The sequence below is a fragment of the Serratia proteamaculans genome (assembly GCF_946227095.1).
Taxonomy (GTDB): Bacteria; Pseudomonadota; Gammaproteobacteria; order Enterobacterales; family Enterobacteriaceae; genus Serratia; species Serratia proteamaculans_E.
Genome location: NZ_CAMISV010000015.1, coordinates 109266 through 127273, shown reverse-complemented (window position 1 = coordinate 127273; position 18008 = coordinate 109266). Strand labels below are relative to the sequence as shown.

At 56.1% G+C, this 18008-nt stretch carries 15 protein-coding genes and 1 tRNA gene; 15 read left to right on the top strand and 1 reads right to left on the bottom strand.

Going from position 1 to position 18008, the window contains the following annotated elements:
* Nucleotides 1-76, top strand: a tRNA-Gly gene (locus OC597_RS23305).
* Between the two features lie 297 nt (nt 77-373).
* On the opposite strand, the gene queG is transcribed toward OC597_RS23305, so the two are convergent.
* Nucleotides 374-1513 (bottom strand): tRNA epoxyqueuosine(34) reductase QueG, encoded by a 1140-nt coding sequence (gene queG, locus OC597_RS23300; protein WP_262210661.1) that lies wholly within the window; start codon nt 1511-1513, stop codon nt 374-376.
* Between queG and nnr the strand changes: the two genes are divergently transcribed.
* From nnr to rlmB, 14 genes are all read left to right on the top strand, one after another.
* Nucleotides 1512-3023 (top strand): bifunctional ADP-dependent NAD(P)H-hydrate dehydratase/NAD(P)H-hydrate epimerase, encoded by a 1512-nt coding sequence (gene nnr / locus OC597_RS23295; RefSeq protein ID WP_262210659.1) that lies wholly within the window; start codon nt 1512-1514, stop codon nt 3021-3023. The two genes, queG and nnr, sit on opposite strands and share 2 nt — an antisense overlap.
* 14 nt (nt 3024-3037) lie before the next feature.
* Entirely contained in the window at nt 3038-3508 is a 471-nt protein-coding gene (tsaE, locus tag OC597_RS23290) for a tRNA (adenosine(37)-N6)-threonylcarbamoyltransferase complex ATPase subunit type 1 TsaE (protein ID WP_261256849.1), read from the top strand.
* A gap of 7 nt (nt 3509-3515) precedes the next feature.
* Nucleotides 3516-5315 carry an N-acetylmuramoyl-L-alanine amidase AmiB gene (amiB, locus tag OC597_RS23285; protein WP_262210657.1) on the top strand — a complete coding sequence of 600 codons (1800 nt, stop codon included), beginning with the start codon at nt 3516-3518 and terminating at the stop codon, nt 5313-5315.
* Nucleotides 5316-5337: 22 nt separating this feature from the next.
* Nucleotides 5338-7215: a DNA mismatch repair endonuclease MutL gene (mutL, locus tag OC597_RS23280; RefSeq protein WP_262210656.1), complete on the top strand. Its 1878-nt coding sequence runs from the start codon at nt 5338-5340 to the stop codon at nt 7213-7215.
* Nucleotides 7208-8149 (top strand): tRNA (adenosine(37)-N6)-dimethylallyltransferase MiaA, encoded by a 942-nt coding sequence (gene miaA / locus OC597_RS23275; RefSeq protein ID WP_012004893.1) that lies wholly within the window; start codon nt 7208-7210, stop codon nt 8147-8149. The genes mutL and miaA overlap by 8 nt, the downstream gene beginning before the upstream one ends.
* A 114-nt stretch (nt 8150-8263) precedes the next feature.
* Nucleotides 8264-8572: an RNA chaperone Hfq gene (gene hfq, locus OC597_RS23270; protein ID WP_012004894.1), complete on the top strand. Its 309-nt coding sequence runs from the start codon at nt 8264-8266 to the stop codon at nt 8570-8572.
* Between the two features lie 95 nt (nt 8573-8667).
* Nucleotides 8668-9948, top strand: a complete 1281-nt coding sequence (gene hflX, locus OC597_RS23265) for a ribosome rescue GTPase HflX (protein ID WP_085119406.1) — start codon at nt 8668-8670, stop codon at nt 9946-9948.
* Nucleotides 9949-10016: 68 nt separating this feature from the next.
* Nucleotides 10017-11276 (top strand): FtsH protease activity modulator HflK, encoded by a 1260-nt coding sequence (gene hflK / locus OC597_RS23260; RefSeq protein ID WP_262210652.1) that lies wholly within the window; start codon nt 10017-10019, stop codon nt 11274-11276.
* Between the two features lie 3 nt (nt 11277-11279).
* Entirely contained in the window at nt 11280-12287 is a 1008-nt protein-coding gene (hflC, locus tag OC597_RS23255; protein WP_085119409.1) for a protease modulator HflC, read from the top strand.
* Nucleotides 12288-12350: 63 nt separating this feature from the next.
* Nucleotides 12351-12551 (top strand): DUF2065 domain-containing protein, encoded by a 201-nt coding sequence (locus tag OC597_RS23250; RefSeq protein WP_017891360.1) that lies wholly within the window; start codon nt 12351-12353, stop codon nt 12549-12551.
* Between the two features lie 97 nt (nt 12552-12648).
* Complete coding sequence (locus OC597_RS23245) at nt 12649-13947, top strand: adenylosuccinate synthase (protein WP_099064530.1); 1299 nt, start codon at nt 12649-12651, stop codon at nt 13945-13947.
* Between the two features lie 233 nt (nt 13948-14180).
* Nucleotides 14181-14606 carry a nitric oxide-sensing transcriptional repressor NsrR gene (nsrR, locus tag OC597_RS23240; protein WP_261256857.1) on the top strand — a complete coding sequence of 142 codons (426 nt, stop codon included), beginning with the start codon at nt 14181-14183 and terminating at the stop codon, nt 14604-14606.
* Between the two features lie 59 nt (nt 14607-14665).
* Complete coding sequence (gene rnr, locus OC597_RS23235; RefSeq protein ID WP_262210650.1) at nt 14666-17152, top strand: ribonuclease R; 2487 nt, start codon at nt 14666-14668, stop codon at nt 17150-17152.
* 59 nt (nt 17153-17211) lie between these two features.
* Nucleotides 17212-17943 carry a 23S rRNA (guanosine(2251)-2'-O)-methyltransferase RlmB gene (gene rlmB / locus OC597_RS23230; protein ID WP_085119414.1) on the top strand — a complete coding sequence of 244 codons (732 nt, stop codon included), beginning with the start codon at nt 17212-17214 and terminating at the stop codon, nt 17941-17943.
* Nucleotides 17944-18008: the final 65 nt, after the last annotated feature.

Genomic DNA, 18008 nt, shown 5'->3' with positions numbered 1-18008 from the left:
GCGGGAATAGCTCAGTTGGTAGAGCACGACCTTGCCAAGGTCGGGGTCGCGAGTTCGAGTCTCGTTTCCCGCTCCAATTTTATCTTCGGTTAACTTAGTCCAACGCCTTTATCGGCGCGGCTTCTCATCTCGTTATACATACCCTGTCGAAATGTTGTGAACAGACTTATCCACAGGTAGCGTACATAATACCCTCAGCTCAAAAAATCAACGCCATACAAATGAAATATTTATTACATTGATTTTTAAGGCTATTTTTTTATCAAAAAACGTTATACCGATCACTTGCTCTTTTTGTTGCAGTTGAAAGACAAAGCATTTTTATTTTTATGCACAAATCCACAGAGTGACTGTTGGGCCTGGACGCAAGGTTTCAGGCATCCCTCGGTAATCCTTTTTCCACAGCCCGAATCAATCGCCTTTTCTGCGTTGTCTGTACTTCTATACCCTGCGCCTCACGCCGTCCCAACTGCTGCTCCAGCGCCCAATGAATATGTTCGTCCAGCATGGCGTCCTGTTCCAACCGGGAGCGCAGCGCAATGACTACCGCATCCTGATAAGGGGCATTGCCTAATGCCACGGCAATATTCCGCAACCAGCGCAAATGGCCGATTCGCCGGATGGCGGACCCCTCAGTAATGCGCAGGAATTTCTCTTCCGTCCAATCGAACAGTTCAATCAGTTGCGGCGCATGCAGCGCGGCACGTGGACTGAAGTCATCTTCGTCGGTGAGCTGTGAGAAACGATTCCACGGGCAGATCAGTTGGCAATCATCACAGCCGTAAATACGGTTGCCTAACAGCGGGCGGAACTCCTCCGGGATCGCACCCTCCAGCTCGATGGTGAGGTAGGAGATGCAGCGTCGGGCGTCCACCGTGTAGGGCGCGACGATGGCACCGGTCGGGCAGGTGGTGATACAGGCGACACAGCGGCCGCATTGTTCCTGCTGCGGCTTATCCACCGGCAAGGGCAGATCGATCAGCAGTTCACCGAGAAAGAACCAGGAACCGGCTTCGCGATTGAGTATTAGTGAGTGTTTACCAACCCAGCCAATCCCGGCCTTGGAGGCCAATGCACGTTCCATCACCGGTGCAGAGTCAACAAAAGGGCGGAAATTTAGCTCACCGCAATAGGCCTGGATCTGGTCGCCGAGTTTTTTCAGCCGTTGGCGCAGCAATTTGTGATAGTCCCGCCCCAGTGCATAGCGGCTGACATAACCCAGCTCAGGGTTTTGTAATGTGCTGGCAAAGGCCGCTTTGGCCGGCAGGTAGTTCATGCGTACGCTGATGACGCGCAGCGTGCCGGGCAGTAACTCATGAGGCCGGGCGCGCAGCATGCCGTGGCGCGCCATCCATTCCATTTCGCCGTGGTATTGTTTGTCCAGCCAGGCCTGCAGTTTAGGCTCTTCTGCGCTGAGATCGGTGTCGCAGATCCCGACCTGCTGGAATCCTAGCGATTGGCCCCATTGCTTGATATGTTGGGCGAGTTGATTGAGATCGAGGGGGTGAGTCATGACGGGCCACAGTGAAAAACAATACTCTGACAGTTTATCACACTCTGTCTGGTCTGCGGACGGGATCCGGCGTGCAGAAGCCAGCGCCGCCGCCTCACAAGGCATTTCACTATACCAACTGATGCAACGTGCCGGGGAAGCCGCTTACGCTCTGGCGCGCGACCAATACCCAGCCGGCCACCATTGGCTGGTGTTGTGCGGCCATGGTAACAACGGTGGTGACGGTTACATCGTCGCCAGGCTGGCAGCGGCGGCCGGCGTCAAGGTCAGTCTGATCGCCTGCGAAGGCACGCGCCCACTGCCGCCTGAGGCTGCCGAAGCACGGCAGGCCTGGCTGGCCGCCGGCGGCGAAATTCTTCCGGCTGAGAGCCGTTGGCCGGAAGGCATCGATCTGATTATCGACGGCCTGCTTGGCACCGGATTAAGCAGCGCACCACGAGCGCCATACAATGCCCTGATTGAAGCTGCTAACCGCCACCCCGCGCCGGTTATCGCACTCGATATTCCCTCTGGCCTGTTGGCTGAAAGCGGTGCTGCGCCTGGGGCGGTGATCCGTGCCAGGCACACTATGACGTTTATCGCCCTCAAACCGGGCTTATTGACCGGTCAGGCCCGTGACTGGGTCGGGCAACTTCACCAGAGTAGGCTAGGATTCTCTGGCTGGTTGGCGAAGCAACCGACACAGATTCAGCGGCTTACTGCCGAATCCTTGCCCCAGTGGCTGAAACCGCGTCGTCCCTGCTCACATAAAGGTGAACAAGGGCGGCTGCTGGTGGTCGGCGGGGATCACGGCTTTGGCGGCGCGATACGCATGGCGGCAGAAGCGGCCTTACGCAGCGGTGCCGGATTGGTGCGAGTACTTACTCACATTGAGCATGTCGGACCCTTGCTGACCGCCAGACCTGAGCTGATGGTACAGCCTTTGAGTGACGAGACGCTGCAGCATGCACTCGGGTGGGCAGATGTGCTGGTCGTGGGCCCAGGATTGGGCCAGGGAGAATGGGGTAGGAATGCGCTGAAAATATTGCAAGCCAGTGATAAACCGGCGTTATGGGACGCGGATGCACTTAACTTACTGGCATTAAATCCCGAGAAGCGTCAGAATCGTGTAATTACCCCGCATCCTGGGGAGGCGGCACGCCTGCTGGGATGCCACACCGCCGAGATTGAGAGTGATCGCTTACTTGCAGTGCGTAACCTGGTGGCGCAATACGGCGGCGTAGCCGTGCTGAAAGGCGCCGGCACGCTGATCGCCGATCGGCAAGGTCAAATGGCGATCGCCGACGTCGGCAATGCCGGCATGGCCTCAGGCGGGATGGGCGATGTCCTGTCGGGCATCATCGGTGGTTTGCTGGGACAAAAGCTCTCGCTGTATGATGCAGCCTGTGCCGGATGTGTGGTGCATGGTGCAGCTGCCGATCGCGTGGCGGCAAGACAAGGAATCAGGGGGATGCTGGCGAGTGATTTACTGCCTGAAATTCCTTATTACGTTAATCCTGAGTTGGCATAAATAGAAACTATCGAATGAAAGAACTCGTTTTACCTCTGCCGGATGAGGCAGCGACAGTCGCATTGGGTGCCGTCTTGGCTAAGGCCTGCGATCGTGCCAGCGTCATTTATCTTTACGGTGACTTGGGGGCCGGTAAAACCACCTTCAGCCGTGGTTTTCTGCAGGCATTGGGGCATCCGGGCAACGTTAAAAGCCCAACTTACACGCTGGTGGAGCCGTATGAACTGCAACCGCTGGCGGTGTACCATTTTGATCTGTATCGCTTAGCCGATCCGGAAGAACTCGAATTTATGGGTATTCGCGATTATTTTGCGCAGGATGCCATTTGCCTGGTGGAATGGCCACAGCAGGGCACGGGCGTATTGCCGGAGCCGGATCTGGAGCTGCATCTCAGCTATCAGGATCAGGGGCGAGAGGCAAAAATTCAGGCGGTTTCCGCCTACGGCAGCCAGCTTTTAGACCGTATTCACGGGCCACAGGAATGACGCCGCAATGACGTATGCGTTAAGAAAACTACTCGTAATTGCCCTGATCGCCGTATTGGGGCCTTTGGGTGCGGCCAGTGCGCTGGCGGCATCGTCGCTGTCTGATATTAAAGTCACTAATGCCCAGCGCGAAGCTACGGTTTCGGTGAGCTTCAACGGCCCGCCGGATTATGCCTTCTTCCCCCTGCACGGACCGGATCGGGTGGTCCTGGACGTTAATCAGAAGGGCAAGGTTGGCGGTCTGCCGCTGAATTTTAGCGGGCAAAACCTGGTGAAAAGCATTCGTTCCAGTACGCCGAAAGATGCCCAGAGCGTGCGGCTGGTGTTTGACCTGACCCAGCGTTCGAAGACCCGGGTGGCGACCCGCCAGAGCGGCAGTATCTATACCGTGGTGTTTACCATTGCCGCCGAGGGCAGTGCTAACACCAACGTCGTGCGTAAAACCCCGGTGCCGGTGCCTGCTCCGGTGGCCGTGAGCCAGCCAACGCGCAAAATGCCGGTGGTGAGTGAACCTGAGCCTGAGCCAGTCCCGGTGCGTAAAGCGCCGAGCGGTTCGAACCCCTTCACCAATAAGCCAACCGTGGTTGCAGGTACCGCATCGGAAGTTACGCCGCGCAGCAGCCGCGTTTCCGCAGGTTCCGGCGATCGGGTCGTGGTGGCGATTGACGCCGGTCACGGCGGTCAGGATCCGGGGGCCATCGGGCCGAACGGTCTGAAAGAGAAAAATGTCACTATTGCCATCGCTCGTCGCCTGCAGGCGTTGCTGGATGCCGATCCTCAGTTCAAACCGGTCTTAACGCGTAATGGCGACTACTTCATTTCGGTGATGGGACGTTCCGACGTAGCGCGTAAGCAGGGCGCAAACGTGCTGATCTCCATTCACGCCGACGCCGCGCCAAATCGCAGTGCCAACGGGGCCTCGGTTTGGGTGTTGTCCAACCGCCGTGCCAACAGTGAGATGGCGGGCTGGCTGGAACAGCATGAGAAACAGTCTGAACTGCTGGGCGGTGCGGGTGATCTGCTGGCCAACAGCCAGGCGGACCCTTACCTGAGCCAGGCGGTGCTGGATCTGCAGTTCGGTCACTCGCAACGCGTGGGTTACGATGTTGCGGTTAAAGTCTTGCAGCAGTTGCAGAGCGTCGGTTCATTGCATAAACGTCGTCCGGAACATGCCAGCCTTGGCGTGTTGCGTTCGCCGGACATTCCATCATTGCTGGTGGAAACAGGATTTATCAGTAATAGCACGGAGGAGCGGCTGCTCGGCAGTAGCGCGTATCAGGAAAAAATTGCCAAGGCGATCCACAACGGCCTGCGCAGTTATTTCCTGGCGCATCCGCTACAAGCCGACCCAAAGGTGGAAAACCGACCGCTGGACGTCGCAGCGGCGGTTAACTCCTCAACACCAGACGTCAGTCAGCCTGCACCGGTCGTCAGCTCGGCCGGTAGCAGCCGCATTAGCGGTAAAACACAGGTTCACGTGGTGAAGCGGGCGGAAACGCTCTCCGGTATCGCCGACAGCTATGGCACTACCATGGCGGCATTGCGTGAGCTGAACAAGCTGAAGAAGGATGGCGTGTGGGTCGGTCAGCGGCTCAAAGTACCGGCGGGTAAAACTGCTGCAGCCAGCACGGTAGCCAAGGCCAAGCCCAGCGTGAAGAAGCCGTCGAAGCATAAAGTGACCCGCGGTGATACTTTGACATCTATTGCCAGTCGTTATGGTGTCAGCGTCAGTGACCTGAAACGCGTGAATAAACTGAAGTCGGACGTCGCGCCGCTGGATCGGACGCTGACCATTCCGCAGGCCTAGTGCCCACATTACAGGAGTCAGCATGCCCATCCAGGTGTTACCGCCCCAGCTTGCCAACCAGATTGCCGCCGGTGAAGTGGTCGAGCGGCCCGCGTCTGTGGTCAAGGAACTGGTGGAAAACAGTCTGGACGCCGGGGCGACGCGCATTGATATTGATATCGAACGCGGTGGCGCCAAGCTGATTCGCATCCGTGACAACGGCTGTGGTATTGGCAAGGATGATTTGGCCCTGGCGCTGGCCCGTCATGCCACCAGTAAAATCAGCACCCTCGACGATTTGGAAGCCATTGTCAGCCTCGGCTTTCGCGGTGAGGCTTTGGCCAGCATCAGCTCGGTTTCCCGTTTGACTCTCACTTCTCGCACCGCAGAACAAACCGAAGCCTGGCAGGCTTATGCCGAAGGCCGCGATCAGGCGGTGACGGTCAAGCCGGCGGCGCACCCGACAGGCAGTACGCTGGAAGTGCTGGATCTGTTCTACAACACCCCGGCGCGGCGCAAATTTATGCGCACTGAGAAAACCGAATTTGGCCATATCGATGAAATAGTGCGACGCATTGCGCTGGCACGCTTCGATGTAGCAATTAACCTCAGCCACAATGGCAAACTGATGCGCCAGTATCGTGCGGCGAAAGATGAGAGCCAGTTCGAGCGTCGCTTGGGCAGCATTTGTGGACCGGCCTTTTTACAGCATGCGTTAAACATCTCCTGGCAGCACGGTGACCTGACTATTCGCGGTTGGGTGGCCGATCCCGCCGGCGCGCGCCAACTGGGCGAAATGCAATATTGCTACGTCAACAGCCGCATGATGCGCGATCGTTTGATCAATCACGCCATCCGCCAGGCCTATCAGGATCAACTGAAAGACGACCAGCAGCCGGCTTATGTGCTGTATCTCGAGGTTGACCCGCATCAGGTGGACGTGAATGTCCATCCGGCCAAGCACGAAGTGCGTTTCCATCAGGCGCGGCTGGTGCACGACTTTATCTATCAGGCGGTAACCACCGTATTGCAGCAGGTTGGCAATGCACCACTGCCGCTGGCCGAGGAAACAGATCAGCCATCTGCACCGGTCTGGCAGCCGGAAAACCGCGTCGCCGCCGGTGGCAACCATTTCTCGCAGCCGGCACCGCGCCGCGAAACCGTATCGACCGAACCTGCCGTCGCGCGTGAGCGTGCGCCACAACCGGCTTATCATTCGGGCAGTGGTTATCAGAAACGTGAAGGTGAGCTGTACAGCAAACTGTTGCAGGCCACTCCGGCTGCTGAGCCTCTACGGCAAGAAACACCGAAACAGCCGCTGTTCCCTCCGGTAAAAAACGAGCAGGAAACGCCGCTGGCCGGCAGTCAGCACAGTTTCGGCCGGGTGTTGATGATCCACCCTCCCTGCTATGCGCTGATTGAAAACCGTCAGCAATTGATGTTGCTTAATCTGCCGGTGGCTGAACGCTGGCTGCGCCAGGCGCAACTCAGTCCTTCGCCAGAAGGTTTGCGGCCCCAGCCGCTGCTGATCCCGATCAAGCTGACGTTGAACAAGCAAGAGGCGGCTGCCTGTGTGCACCATCAGCCGTTGCTGGTAACAATGGGCCTGGATCTGCAGTTAGATCATGGGCGTGTGACGCTGCGCGCAGTACCTTTACCATTACGCCAACAAAATTTACAAAAACTGATACCCGAACTGTTAGGCTACTTGGCCGAGCATCAGGAGATGTCGCCCGCGGTATTGGCTACCTGGTTCGCCCGCCATTTAGGGAGCGAACATGAGCAATGGAATACCTCGCAAGCGATACAATTGTTGACCGACGTTGAACGACTTTGCCCGCAGCTGGTCAAATCACCACCGAGCGGACTTTTACAACCTGTTGATTTACAGGCTGCACTGGCAGCACTTAGGCATGATTGAAACTGAAATGACACCACGTCCCCCGGCTATTTTTATCATGGGGCCGACCGCCTCGGGCAAAACCGCATTGGCGATCGCGCTGCGTGAACGCCTGCCTGTGGAATTGATCAGCGTGGATTCCGCGCTGATTTACCGCGGTATGGATATCGGCACGGCCAAACCGAGCGCTGAAGAATTAGCGCAGGCGCCGCACCGGCTGATTGATATTCGCGATCCCGCCGAAGCTTACTCCGCCGCGGATTTTCGTGCCGACGCACTGAAAGAAATGGCCGCCATTACCGCCGCCGGGCGTATCCCGCTGCTGGTGGGGGGCACCATGCTTTATTTCAAGGCGTTGCTGGAAGGATTATCGCCGTTGCCGCCCGCCGATCCGGCGGTGCGCGAACGCATCGAACAGCAGGCGGCAGAGCAGGGTTGGGACGTTTTACACCGTCAGTTACAAGAGATTGACCCGGTTGCGGCATTGAGAATTCATCCGAATGATCCGCAGAGACTGTCCAGAGCACTGGAAGTTTTTTTTATTTCGGGTAAAACTTTAACGGAACTGACTAAAATTTCGGGTGAATCGTTGCCGTATCATGTTCACCAATTTGCGATAGCGCCGACCAGCCGTGAGTTGATTCATCAACGTATCGAGCTGCGGTACCATCAAATGTTGGCGGCAGGTTTTGAAACGGAAGCGCGTGCACTTTTTGCACGGGGTGATTTGCATACGGATTTGCCTTCCATTCGCTGTGTCGGTTATCGCCAGATGTGGTCATATTTGTCTGGCGAGATTAGTTACGATGAGATGGTTTATCGTGGTATTTGCGCAACGCGTCAGTTGGCCAAGCGCCAAATGACCTGGTTACGAGGCTGGGACTCGGTACATTGGCTGGACAGCGAGAAGCCGGGAGAGGCTTTGGACTCGGTAATACAGGTTGTTAGTGCATAGGTTGAGTGATTGTGTACAATTGATGAGTATTCAGCGCGCAAATTTTTTAGGTCGTTTATTTTAGAGCCGACAGGTTCTTAGTTAAAAACAACAAGCAAATAAGGAAAAGATAGAATGGCTAAGGGGCAATCTTTGCAAGATCCGTTCCTGAACGCATTGCGTCGTGAACGTGTTCCGGTTTCTATTTATTTGGTGAATGGTATTAAGCTGCAAGGCCAGATTGAGTCTTTTGACCAGTTTGTCATCCTGTTGAAAAACACGGTGAGCCAGATGGTTTATAAGCACGCTATCTCTACCGTTGTCCCGTCACGCCCGGTTTCGCACCATAGCAATACTCCGAGCGGCGGCACCAGTAACTATCACCATGGTAACAACCCGTCTGCGCCGCAACAGCCGCAGCAGGAAAGCGATGACGCTGAATAAAGCGCGTTGCGAGTCAACCATGACGGGGAGCATAAGCAGCCGTGGGCTGTTTATGTCCCCCAAACTCACGGGTTCCCGTTTGAGAGGTTGCACGCTTGTTTGACCGTTATGAAGCCGGTGAGCAGGCCGTCCTGGTTCATATCTATTTCTCGCAAGACAAAGATACAGAAGATCTCAGTGAGTTCGAATCCCTGGTGTCCTCTGCGGGTGTCGAAGCTTTGCAAGTGGTGACTGGTAGCCGCAAAGCCCCACATCCCAAGTACTTTGTCGGTGAAGGAAAGGCCGAAGAAATTGCAGATGCGGTAAAAGCCAGTGGCGCATCTGTTGTCCTGTTTGATCACTCCCTTTCTGCGGCGCAAGAGAGAAACCTTGAACGCCTGTGCGAATGCCGGGTGATCGATCGCACCGGGTTGATTCTAGACATCTTTGCCCAGCGTGCCCGTACCCATGAAGGTAAGCTGCAGGTAGAGCTGGCGCAGTTGCGCCACATCGCCACGCGTTTGGTTCGTGGCTGGACGCACCTTGAGCGTCAAAAAGGGGGGATTGGCCTGCGCGGGCCAGGGGAAACCCAGTTAGAGACCGACCGTCGTCTGTTACGCGATCGCATTAGCTTGATTCTACGCCGCCTAGAGCGGGTAGCTAAGCAGCGTGAACAGGGCCGACGTGCGCGTACCCGTGCTGAAGTGCCAACCGTATCGTTGGTGGGATACACCAACGCCGGCAAATCCACCCTGTTTAACCGAATAACGTCTGCCGATGTATACGCTGCAGACCAGCTATTTGCCACCCTGGATCCAACCTTGCGGCGCATTGATGTGGCCGATGTGGGCGATACCGTGTTGGCGGATACCGTAGGCTTTATCCGACACCTGCCGCACGATCTGGTGGCCGCCTTTAAGGCAACGCTGCAAGAAACGCGTCAGGCCTCTTTGCTGTTACATGTAATCGACGCCGCGGACACCCGTGTCGATGAAAACATTGAAGCGGTAAATACCGTGTTGGCAGAGATCGACTCGGATGAGATCCCTACACTGTTAGTGATGAACAAAATAGATATGCTGGATGATTTTGTCCCGCGTATCGACCGCAACGATGAAAACTTACCGATCCGGGTGTGGCTGTCCGCCGCCAGCGGTGAAGGTATCCCGTTGCTGTATCAGGCGTTGACGGAGCGCTTATCGGGGGAAATCGCGCATTATGAGCTGCGCTTACCGCCAGAAGCAGGCCGTCTTCGTAGCCGTTTTTACCAGCTTCAGGCAATTGAGAAAGAGTGGAACGAAGAAGACGGCAGCATTGGCGTGGTGGTGCGTATGCCCATCGTCGAATGGCGTCGCCTCTGCAAACAGGAACAGGATCTGATTAACTTTATAGTATGATCATATCCTGTTACATTTGAGCTTCGCGTAAGCCTGAAGTACCCAATCACAGAATATGGAGCTAAAACATGGCGTGGAATCAGCCCGGTAATAACGGACAGGACCGCGACCCGTGGGGGAGCAGCAATAACAATGGCGGCAACTCTGGCGGTAATAACAAAGGCGGTCGCGATCAAGGGCCACCTGATTTGGACGATATCTTCCGCAAGCTGAGCAAGAAATTGAGCGGCTTGGGCGGGGGCAAAGGCTCCAACGGCAATAACAGCGGCGGCACGGGCACCTCGGGTCCAGGCCTCAGCGGTCGTATTATCGGTATCGCCGCGGTTGCGGTGGTGGTGATTTGGGCCGCCAGCGGCTTCTACACCATCAAAGAAGCCGAGCGCGGTGTCGTGACTCGTTTTGGCAAGTTCAGTCACCTGGTACAGCCGGGTTTGAACTGGAAACCGACCTTCATCGATGAAGTTCGTCCGGTCAACGTGGAATCGGTGCGTGAACTGGCCGCTTCTGGCGTGATGCTGACCTCCGATGAGAACGTGGTGCGCGTAGAAATGAACGTGCAGTACCGCGTAACCAATCCGGAAGCGTATCTGTTCAGCGTGACCAATGCCGACGACAGCCTGAGCCAGGCTACTGACAGCGCCCTGCGTGGCGTTATCGGCAAGTACACCATGGACAAGATCCTGACCGAAGGCCGTACTATCGTGCGTAGCGATACCCAACGCGTACTGGAAGAGACTATTCGTCCGTACAACATGGGCATCACGCTGCTGGACGTCAACTTCCAGGCCGCTCGTCCGCCGGAAGAGGTAAAAGCCGCATTTGATGATGCGATTGCCGCACGTGAAAACGAGCAGCAGTACATCCGTGAGGCAGAAGCTTACGCCAACGAAGTTCAGCCACGTGCGAACGGTCAGGCGCAGCGTCTGCTAGAAGATGCCAAGGCGTATAAAGACCGTACCATCCTGGAAGCTCAGGGTGAGGTTGCTGGCTTTGCCAAGCTGTTGCCGGAATACAAGTCTGCACCGCAAATTACTCGCGAGCGTCTGTATATCGAAACCATGGAAAAAGTCCTGAGCCACACCCGTAAAGTGTTGGTGAATGACAAAGGCAACAATCTGATGGTGTTGCCACTGGATCAAATGCTGCGTGGCCAAGCCGGCGCGGCAACTGACGGCAGTAAAGACACCAGCCTGATTCGTCTCAACCCGGGTACGTCTGCCAACAGCGGCGCCAGCTCCAGCAGCCAGCGCACCAGCAACGGCTCGGTCATGGACCAGCGCCGGGCTAATGCACAGCGTGACGACACCACTCGCGTAGGGAGAGAATAATCAATGCGTAAGTCTTTTGTAGTAATCGTCCTCGCGGTGCTGGTGGCGTTGTACGCCTCTCTGTTCGTGGTTCAGGAAGGTCAGCGTGGCATCGTGCTGCGTTTTGGCAAGGTACTGCGTGACAGCGACAATAAACCGCTGGTATATGCGCCGGGTCTGCACTTCAAGATCCCGTTCATTGAGTCAGTGAAAACGCTGGACGCACGTATCCAGACTATGGACAACCAGGCTGACCGCTTTGTTACCAGCGAGAAGAAAGACCTGATCGTCGATTCTTACCTGAAATGGCGTATCAGCGATTTCAGCCGTTACTACCTGGCAACCGGCGGCGGTGATGTTTCACAGGCCGAAGTGCTGCTGAAACGTAAATTCAGTGACCGTCTGCGTTCCGAGATTGGTCGTCTGGATGTGAAAGACATCGTAACCGACTCGCGCGGCAAGCTGATGTCCGACGTACGTGACGCGCTGAACACCGGTACCGTGGGTGATGACCAGGAAGTGGCGACCACCGAAGCCGATGACGCTATCGCCTCTGCGGCGGCGCGTGTTGAAAAGGAAACCACCGGCAAACTGCCGAAGGTTAACCCAAACAGCATGGCGGCATTGGGTATCGAAGTGATCGACGTGCGTATCAAACAGATCAACCTGCCTGCAGAAGTGTCTGATGCAATCTACCAGCGTATGCGCGCCGAGCGTGAAGCGGTAGCCCGTCGTCACCGTTCACAGGGTCAGGAAGAGGCTGAGAAGCTGCGCGCGACCGCAGACTATGAAGTGACTCGTACCCTGGCAGAAGCCGAACGTACGGCGCGTATCACTCGTGGTGACGGTAATGCCGAAGCGGCCAAACTGTTTGCTAACGCATTCAGCCAGGATCCGGACTTCTACGCCTTCATCCGTAGCCTGCGTGCTTATGAAACCAGCTTCAGCAGCAGTAACCAGGACGTGATGGTACTGAGCCCGGACAGCGATTTCTTCCGCTACATGAAGTCGCCTGATTCCGTGCGCAAGTAACCACGACAGGTTAATGATCGAGGGCCCGTTTAAACGCGGGCCCTTTCTTTTTGGGAGTCACTGATGAATTCAACGATCTGGCTGGCACTTGGGCTGGTTTTGGTGCTGGAAGGCTTGGGTCCGATGTTGTTCCCGCAGGCCTGGCGTAAAATGATACTGGCGATGACCCAGTTTCCTGACGCGACACTGCGTCGATTTGGCGGTGGAATAGTGGTTGCGGGCTGCGTGATCTACTACATGTTGCGTACACACGCAGGGGTTTAAAGTTTAGCCTAAAAAATATGCAACCCTATGCTAAAAGTGCTGAAACTCACGAATTACGGTGGTAGAATCCATTTTTAAGCAACCGGTGATTTTTAAAATGGGTAAGAACGTCGTCGTACTGGGCACTCAATGGGGTGACGAAGGTAAGGGCAAGGTCGTAGACCTGCTGACCGAACGGGCTCAATATGTTGTGCGCTACCAAGGGGGCCATAACGCTGGCCACACTCTGGTTATTAACGGTGAAAAAACCGTCCTTCATTTGATTCCTTCAGGCATTCTGCGTGCAAACGTGACCAGCATCATCGGCAACGGTGTGGTTCTGGCTCCAGACGCATTGATGAAAGAAATGGGTGAACTCGAAGCGCGCGGTATCCCGGTACGCGAACGTCTGTTACTGTCCGAAGCCTGCCCGCTGATCCTGCCTTATCACGTTGCGCTGGATAACGCGCGCGAGAAAGCACGTGGCGCGAAAGCCATCGGCACCACCGGCCGCGGTATTGGCCCGGCTTACGAAGATAAAGTTGCTCGCCGCGGTCTGCGCGTTAGCGACCTGTTCAACAAAGAAACCTTCGCCGTTAAGCTGAAGGAAATCGTTGATTATCATAACTTCCAGTTGGTCAACTACTACAAAGTTGAAGCCGTTGATTACCAGGCGACTTTGGATTACGTGCTGTCTATCGCCGATATCCTGACCGCCATGGTTGTTGATGTGTCCGAACTGCTGGACGGCGCGCGCAAGCGTGGCGATCTGATCATGTTCGAAGGCGCACAAGGCACCCTGCTGGATATCGACCACGGTACCTATCCGTACGTGACCTCTTCCAACACCACTGCTGGCGGCGTTGCTACCGGTTCAGGTATTGGTCCGCGTTACGTGGATTACGTGCTGGGCATCGTTAAAGCCTACTCCACCCGTGTGGGTGCAGGTCCGTTCCCAACTGAGCTGTTCGACGAAACTGGTGAATTCCTGTGCAAGCAGGGTAACGAGTTCGGCGCCACTACGGGTCGTCGTCGTCGTACCGGCTGGCTGGACGCGGTAGCGGTTCGCCGCTCAGTACAGATCAACTCCCTGTCCGGCTTCTGCCTGACCAAGCTGGACGTGCTGGACGGCTTGAAGGAAGTGAAGATCTGCGTGGGTTACCGCATGCCTGACGGCCGCGAAATGACCACCACTCCGCTGGCGGCTGAAGGTTGGGAAGGTATCGAGCCAATCTACGAAAGCATGCCAGGCTGGAGCGACACCACCTTCGGCGTGAAAGAACACAGCAAACTGCCACAGGCGGCGCTGAACTACATCAAGCGCATTGAAGAGCTGACTGGCGTACCGGTAGACATTATCTCTACTGGCCCAGACCGTAGCGAAACCATGATCCTGCGCGACCCGTTCGACGCATAATCTGGCCTTGCGGCAGTAAAACAAACCGGGCAATGTCCCGGTTTGTTTTTATCATTTTTCTCCCCGGTTGCGGTTTCACTTCGAAAAATCCTTTCTTTAACCTGTCCAGAGCCCGAGATACGCTAAATAATTAGCGGCGAACTCTCTGGCTGGTTTATTATCCAATAAGTAATCTTTTGAATAATGCCGAAAATCGGCGTATCAGACGGGTAAAATGATACCCAGAGGTAGATGTGCAGTTAACAAGTTTTACTGATTACGGCCTGCGGGCGTTGATCTACATGGCCTCGCTGCCACCGGACAAAATGACCAGTATCTCGGAAGTTACCGAGGTCTACGGCGTGTCCAGAAACCATATGGTGAAGATCATCAATCAGTTAAGCCGGGTTGGGTTTGTGACCGCGGTGCGCGGTAAGAACGGCGGCATCCGTTTGGGCAAACCGGCCGAAACCATTCGCCTCGGCGATGTCGTCAGGGCGCTGGAGCCGCTCTCACTGGTTAACTGCAGCAGTAACTTTTGCCACATAACCCCTGCTTGCCGCCTGAAACAGGTGCTGCAACAGGGCGTACAGAATTTCCTTGAAGAGCTGGACAGCCACACACTGGCCGATATGGTCGAAGACAATCCATCGCTCTACAAGCTATTGCTTGTCGAATAAAGCGTCGCTGAGAAGACAAGGCTCAGCGGCACCCTGCTGATGACAACGGAGGAACCGCAATGTCACAAGATCCATTCCTGGAACGAGAAGCAGAAAAATATGAATCCCCAATCCCAAGCCGTGAATTCATTCTGGCCCATCTGGCGAAAAGAGAAACGCCGGCTAGCCGCGAAGAGCTGGCCAAAGAGCTGAATTTAACCGGTGAAGAACCTTTAGAAGCGTTGCGCCGCCGTCTGCGTGCGATGGAGCGTGACGGTCAGTTAATCTTTACCCGCCGCCAGTGCTATGCACTGCCGGAACGCCTTGACCTGCTGCGCGGCACCGTTATCGGCCACCGTGATGGCTTTGGTTTCCTGCGTATTGAAGGCAGCAAAGACGACCTGTATCTGTCAGCCGAGCAGATGAAAATGGCAATCCACGGTGATGTGGTGCTGGCACAGGCTATGGCTGCAGACCGCAAGGGCCGCCGTGAAGCGCGCATCGTTCGAGTGCTGGTACCGAAAACCAGCCAAATCGTCGGCCGCTTCTTTATGGACGCCGGTACCGGCTTTGTGGTGCCGGACGACAGCCGCCTGAGCTTTGACATCCTGATCCCTGCCGATGCCGCCATCGGTGCGCGCATGGGCTTTATGGTGGTGGTGGAGCTGACCCAGCGTCCAACCCGCCGTACCAAAGCGGTGGGCAAGATCGTTGAGATCCTCGGCGATAAAATGGGCACCAGCATGGCGGTGGATATCGCTCTGCGCACCCATGAGATCCCGCATGTCTGGCCACCACAGGTAGAAAAGCAGGTTGCCGATCTCAGCGAACAGGTACCGGAAGCCGCCAAGAAAGGCCGTGTCGATCTGCGTCAGTTACCGCTGGTGACCATTGACGGCGAAGACGCACGCGATTTCGATGATGCGGTTTACTGCGAGAAAAAACGCGGCGGTGGCTGGCGCCTGTGGGTAGCCATTGCCGACGTCAGCTACTACGTACGTCCTCGCACGGCGCTGGATGACGAAGCGCGTAACCGTGCAACTTCGGTGTACTTCCCGTCGGAGGTTATCCCGATGCTGCCGGAAGTGCTGTCCAACGGCCTGTGCTCGCTGAACCCGCAGGTTGACCGCCTGTGTATGGTGTGTGAGATGACCATCTCCGCCCAGGGGCGTCTGTCGACGGCCAAATTCTATGAAGCGGTAATGAGCTCTCATGCCCGTTTAACCTACAACAAAGTCTGGCACATCTTGCAGGGCGATCAGGAGCTGCGTGAGCATTATCACCCGCTGGTCAAACACCTGGAAGAACTGCACACGATGTACAAGGTGCTGGATCAGGCGCGTGCCGAACGTGGCGGTATTGCTTTCGAAACCGAAGAAGCCAAGTTTATCTTCAACGCCGAACGCCGTATTGAGCGCGTAGAGCCAACGGTGCGTAACGACGCCCACAAGCTGATCGAAGAGTGCATGATCATGGCGAACGTCGCCGCGGCGCGCTTCGTTGAGAAGAATAACGAGCCAGCGCTGTTCCGTGTGCACGATCGTCCGAGCGACGATCACATTACCGCATTGCGTAGCGTGTTGGGCGAGCTGGGTCTGACGCTGGGCGGCGGTAACAAGCCGCAGCCGAAGGACTACGCCACCTTGATGGATGAAGTGTCCGAACGTCCTGACCATGAAATGCTGCAAACCATGCTGCTGCGTTCCATGAAGCAGGCCGTCTACGATCCGGAAAACCGGGGTCACTTTGGTCTGGCACTGGCTTCTTATGGCCACTTCACCTCACCGATCCGTCGTTATCCGGATCTGGCGATGCACCGCGCGATCAAATATCAGCTGGCTAAAGAGCACGGCGAGCCGAAAGAGCGCTGGACGCCGACCGGTGGCTGGCACAGTGACTTTGAAGAAATGCTGCAGCTGGGCGAGCACTGTTCGATGGCCGAGCGCCGCGCTGATGAAGCGACGCGTAACGTGGCCGACTGGCTGAAATGCGACTTTATGCAGGATCACGTCGGGGAAGTGTTCAGCGGTATTATTGCCAGCGTGACCGGCTTTGGTTTCTTCGTCCGCCTGAACGATCTGTTTATCGACGGTCTGGTGCACGTATCATCGCTGGATAATGACTATTATCGCTACGATAATATCGGTCAGCGTCTGATTGGCGAATCCTCCGGCGTGGTTTATCGCCTGGGCGATACGGTGGAGATCCGCGTTGAAGCGGTGCATATGGACGAGCGTAAAATCGACTTCGCTCTGGTTTCCAGCACTCGCAAACCGCGTGGTGAAGGCAAAACCGAACGCGATCGCGCCAAGAATGGTGGCCAACGCACTCTGCGTGGCGGGGCCGGTGCAGGCCGCACTGCTGCACCCCGCAAACGTCGTGGTGGCAAAGCGCCAGCCAATTTTGAACCTGACAGCGCCTTCCGTAAAGACGAAGCCAAACCCGCTGACAAGGTGAAGAAAGACAAAAAGGCGAAAGCCAAGAAAGTGTCTGACAAAACCCGGAAAATAGCGTCGGCGACCAAGGCCAAACGCGCCGGCAAGAAGAAAGGTGCTGAGCAGGCTTAATCTGCCACACGTCATTATCACCGGCTGGCATACGCCAGCCGCACAGTTAAAAGAGCATCATGAGCGAAATTATTTACGGTATTCATGCCGTCAAGGCCCTGTTAGACAACGATCCGCAACGCTTCCTGGAAGTGTTTATCCTCAAAGGGCGTGACGATCGCCGTTTGCAACCGCTGATTGCCGAGCTGGAAGCGACCGGCATTGTTATCCAGGTGGCAAACCGCCAGTGGCTGGATGAGAAAGTCGAGGGCGCGGTGCATCAGGGTATTATCGCCCGGGTGCGCGAAGGGCGTCAGTATCAGGAAAATGACTTGCCGAAGTTGCTTGAAAGCGTGGATACGCCGTTCCTGCTGGTGCTGGATGGCGTGACCGACCCGCACAACCTCGGGGCCTGTCTTCGCAGCGCCGATGCGGCCGGTGTACACGCGGTCATTGTTCCGCGCGATCGTTCTGCCCAACTGAATGCCACTGCCAAGAAAGTGGCCTGCGGCGCGGCGGAAAACGTTCCGTTGATCCGCGTGACCAACCTGGCGCGCACCCTGCGTTTGCTGCAGGAAATGAACGTCTGGGTCGTCGGTACTGCCGGCGAAGCCGACCACACCTTGTTCCAGAGCAAAATGACCGGCCCAATGGCGCTGGTGATGGGCGCGGAAGGCGAAGGCATGCGTCGCCTGACTCGCGAGCACTGCGATGAGTTGATCAGCATTCCGATGGCAGGCACGGTATCTTCACTGAACGTTTCCGTTGCCACCGGCATCTGTCTGTTTGAAGCGGTGCGTCAGCGCAGCTGATTTACCGGTAAGGGCGTAGAATTTTTGCGCCCTTATTACTTTCTCAACTCCCAGCCTGTGATCTT

Excerpts from the sequence above, each read along its gene's own strand:
- OC597_RS23245 (WP_099064530.1), top strand. The coding sequence starts at position 12,649 with ATGGGTAAGAACGTCGTCGTACTGGGCACTCAATGGGGTGACGAAGGT.
- tsaE (WP_261256849.1), top strand. The coding sequence starts at position 3,038 with ATGAAAGAACTCGTTTTACCTCTGCCGGATGAGGCAGCGACAGTCGCA.
- queG (WP_262210661.1), bottom strand. The coding sequence starts at position 1,513 with ATGACTCACCCCCTCGATCTCAATCAACTCGCCCAACATATCAAGCAA.
- miaA (WP_012004893.1), top strand. The coding sequence starts at position 7,208 with ATGATTGAAACTGAAATGACACCACGTCCCCCGGCTATTTTTATCATG.
- hflK (WP_262210652.1), top strand. The coding sequence starts at position 10,017 with ATGGCGTGGAATCAGCCCGGTAATAACGGACAGGACCGCGACCCGTGG.
- mutL (WP_262210656.1), top strand. The coding sequence starts at position 5,338 with ATGCCCATCCAGGTGTTACCGCCCCAGCTTGCCAACCAGATTGCCGCC.
- OC597_RS23250 (WP_017891360.1), top strand. The coding sequence starts at position 12,351 with ATGAATTCAACGATCTGGCTGGCACTTGGGCTGGTTTTGGTGCTGGAA.
- amiB (WP_262210657.1), top strand. The coding sequence starts at position 3,516 with ATGACGTATGCGTTAAGAAAACTACTCGTAATTGCCCTGATCGCCGTA.
- hflC (WP_085119409.1), top strand. The coding sequence starts at position 11,280 with ATGCGTAAGTCTTTTGTAGTAATCGTCCTCGCGGTGCTGGTGGCGTTG.
- nnr (WP_262210659.1), top strand. The coding sequence starts at position 1,512 with ATGACGGGCCACAGTGAAAAACAATACTCTGACAGTTTATCACACTCT.
- hfq (WP_012004894.1), top strand. The coding sequence starts at position 8,264 with ATGGCTAAGGGGCAATCTTTGCAAGATCCGTTCCTGAACGCATTGCGT.
- rlmB (WP_085119414.1), top strand. The coding sequence starts at position 17,212 with ATGAGCGAAATTATTTACGGTATTCATGCCGTCAAGGCCCTGTTAGAC.
- rnr (WP_262210650.1), top strand. The coding sequence starts at position 14,666 with ATGTCACAAGATCCATTCCTGGAACGAGAAGCAGAAAAATATGAATCC.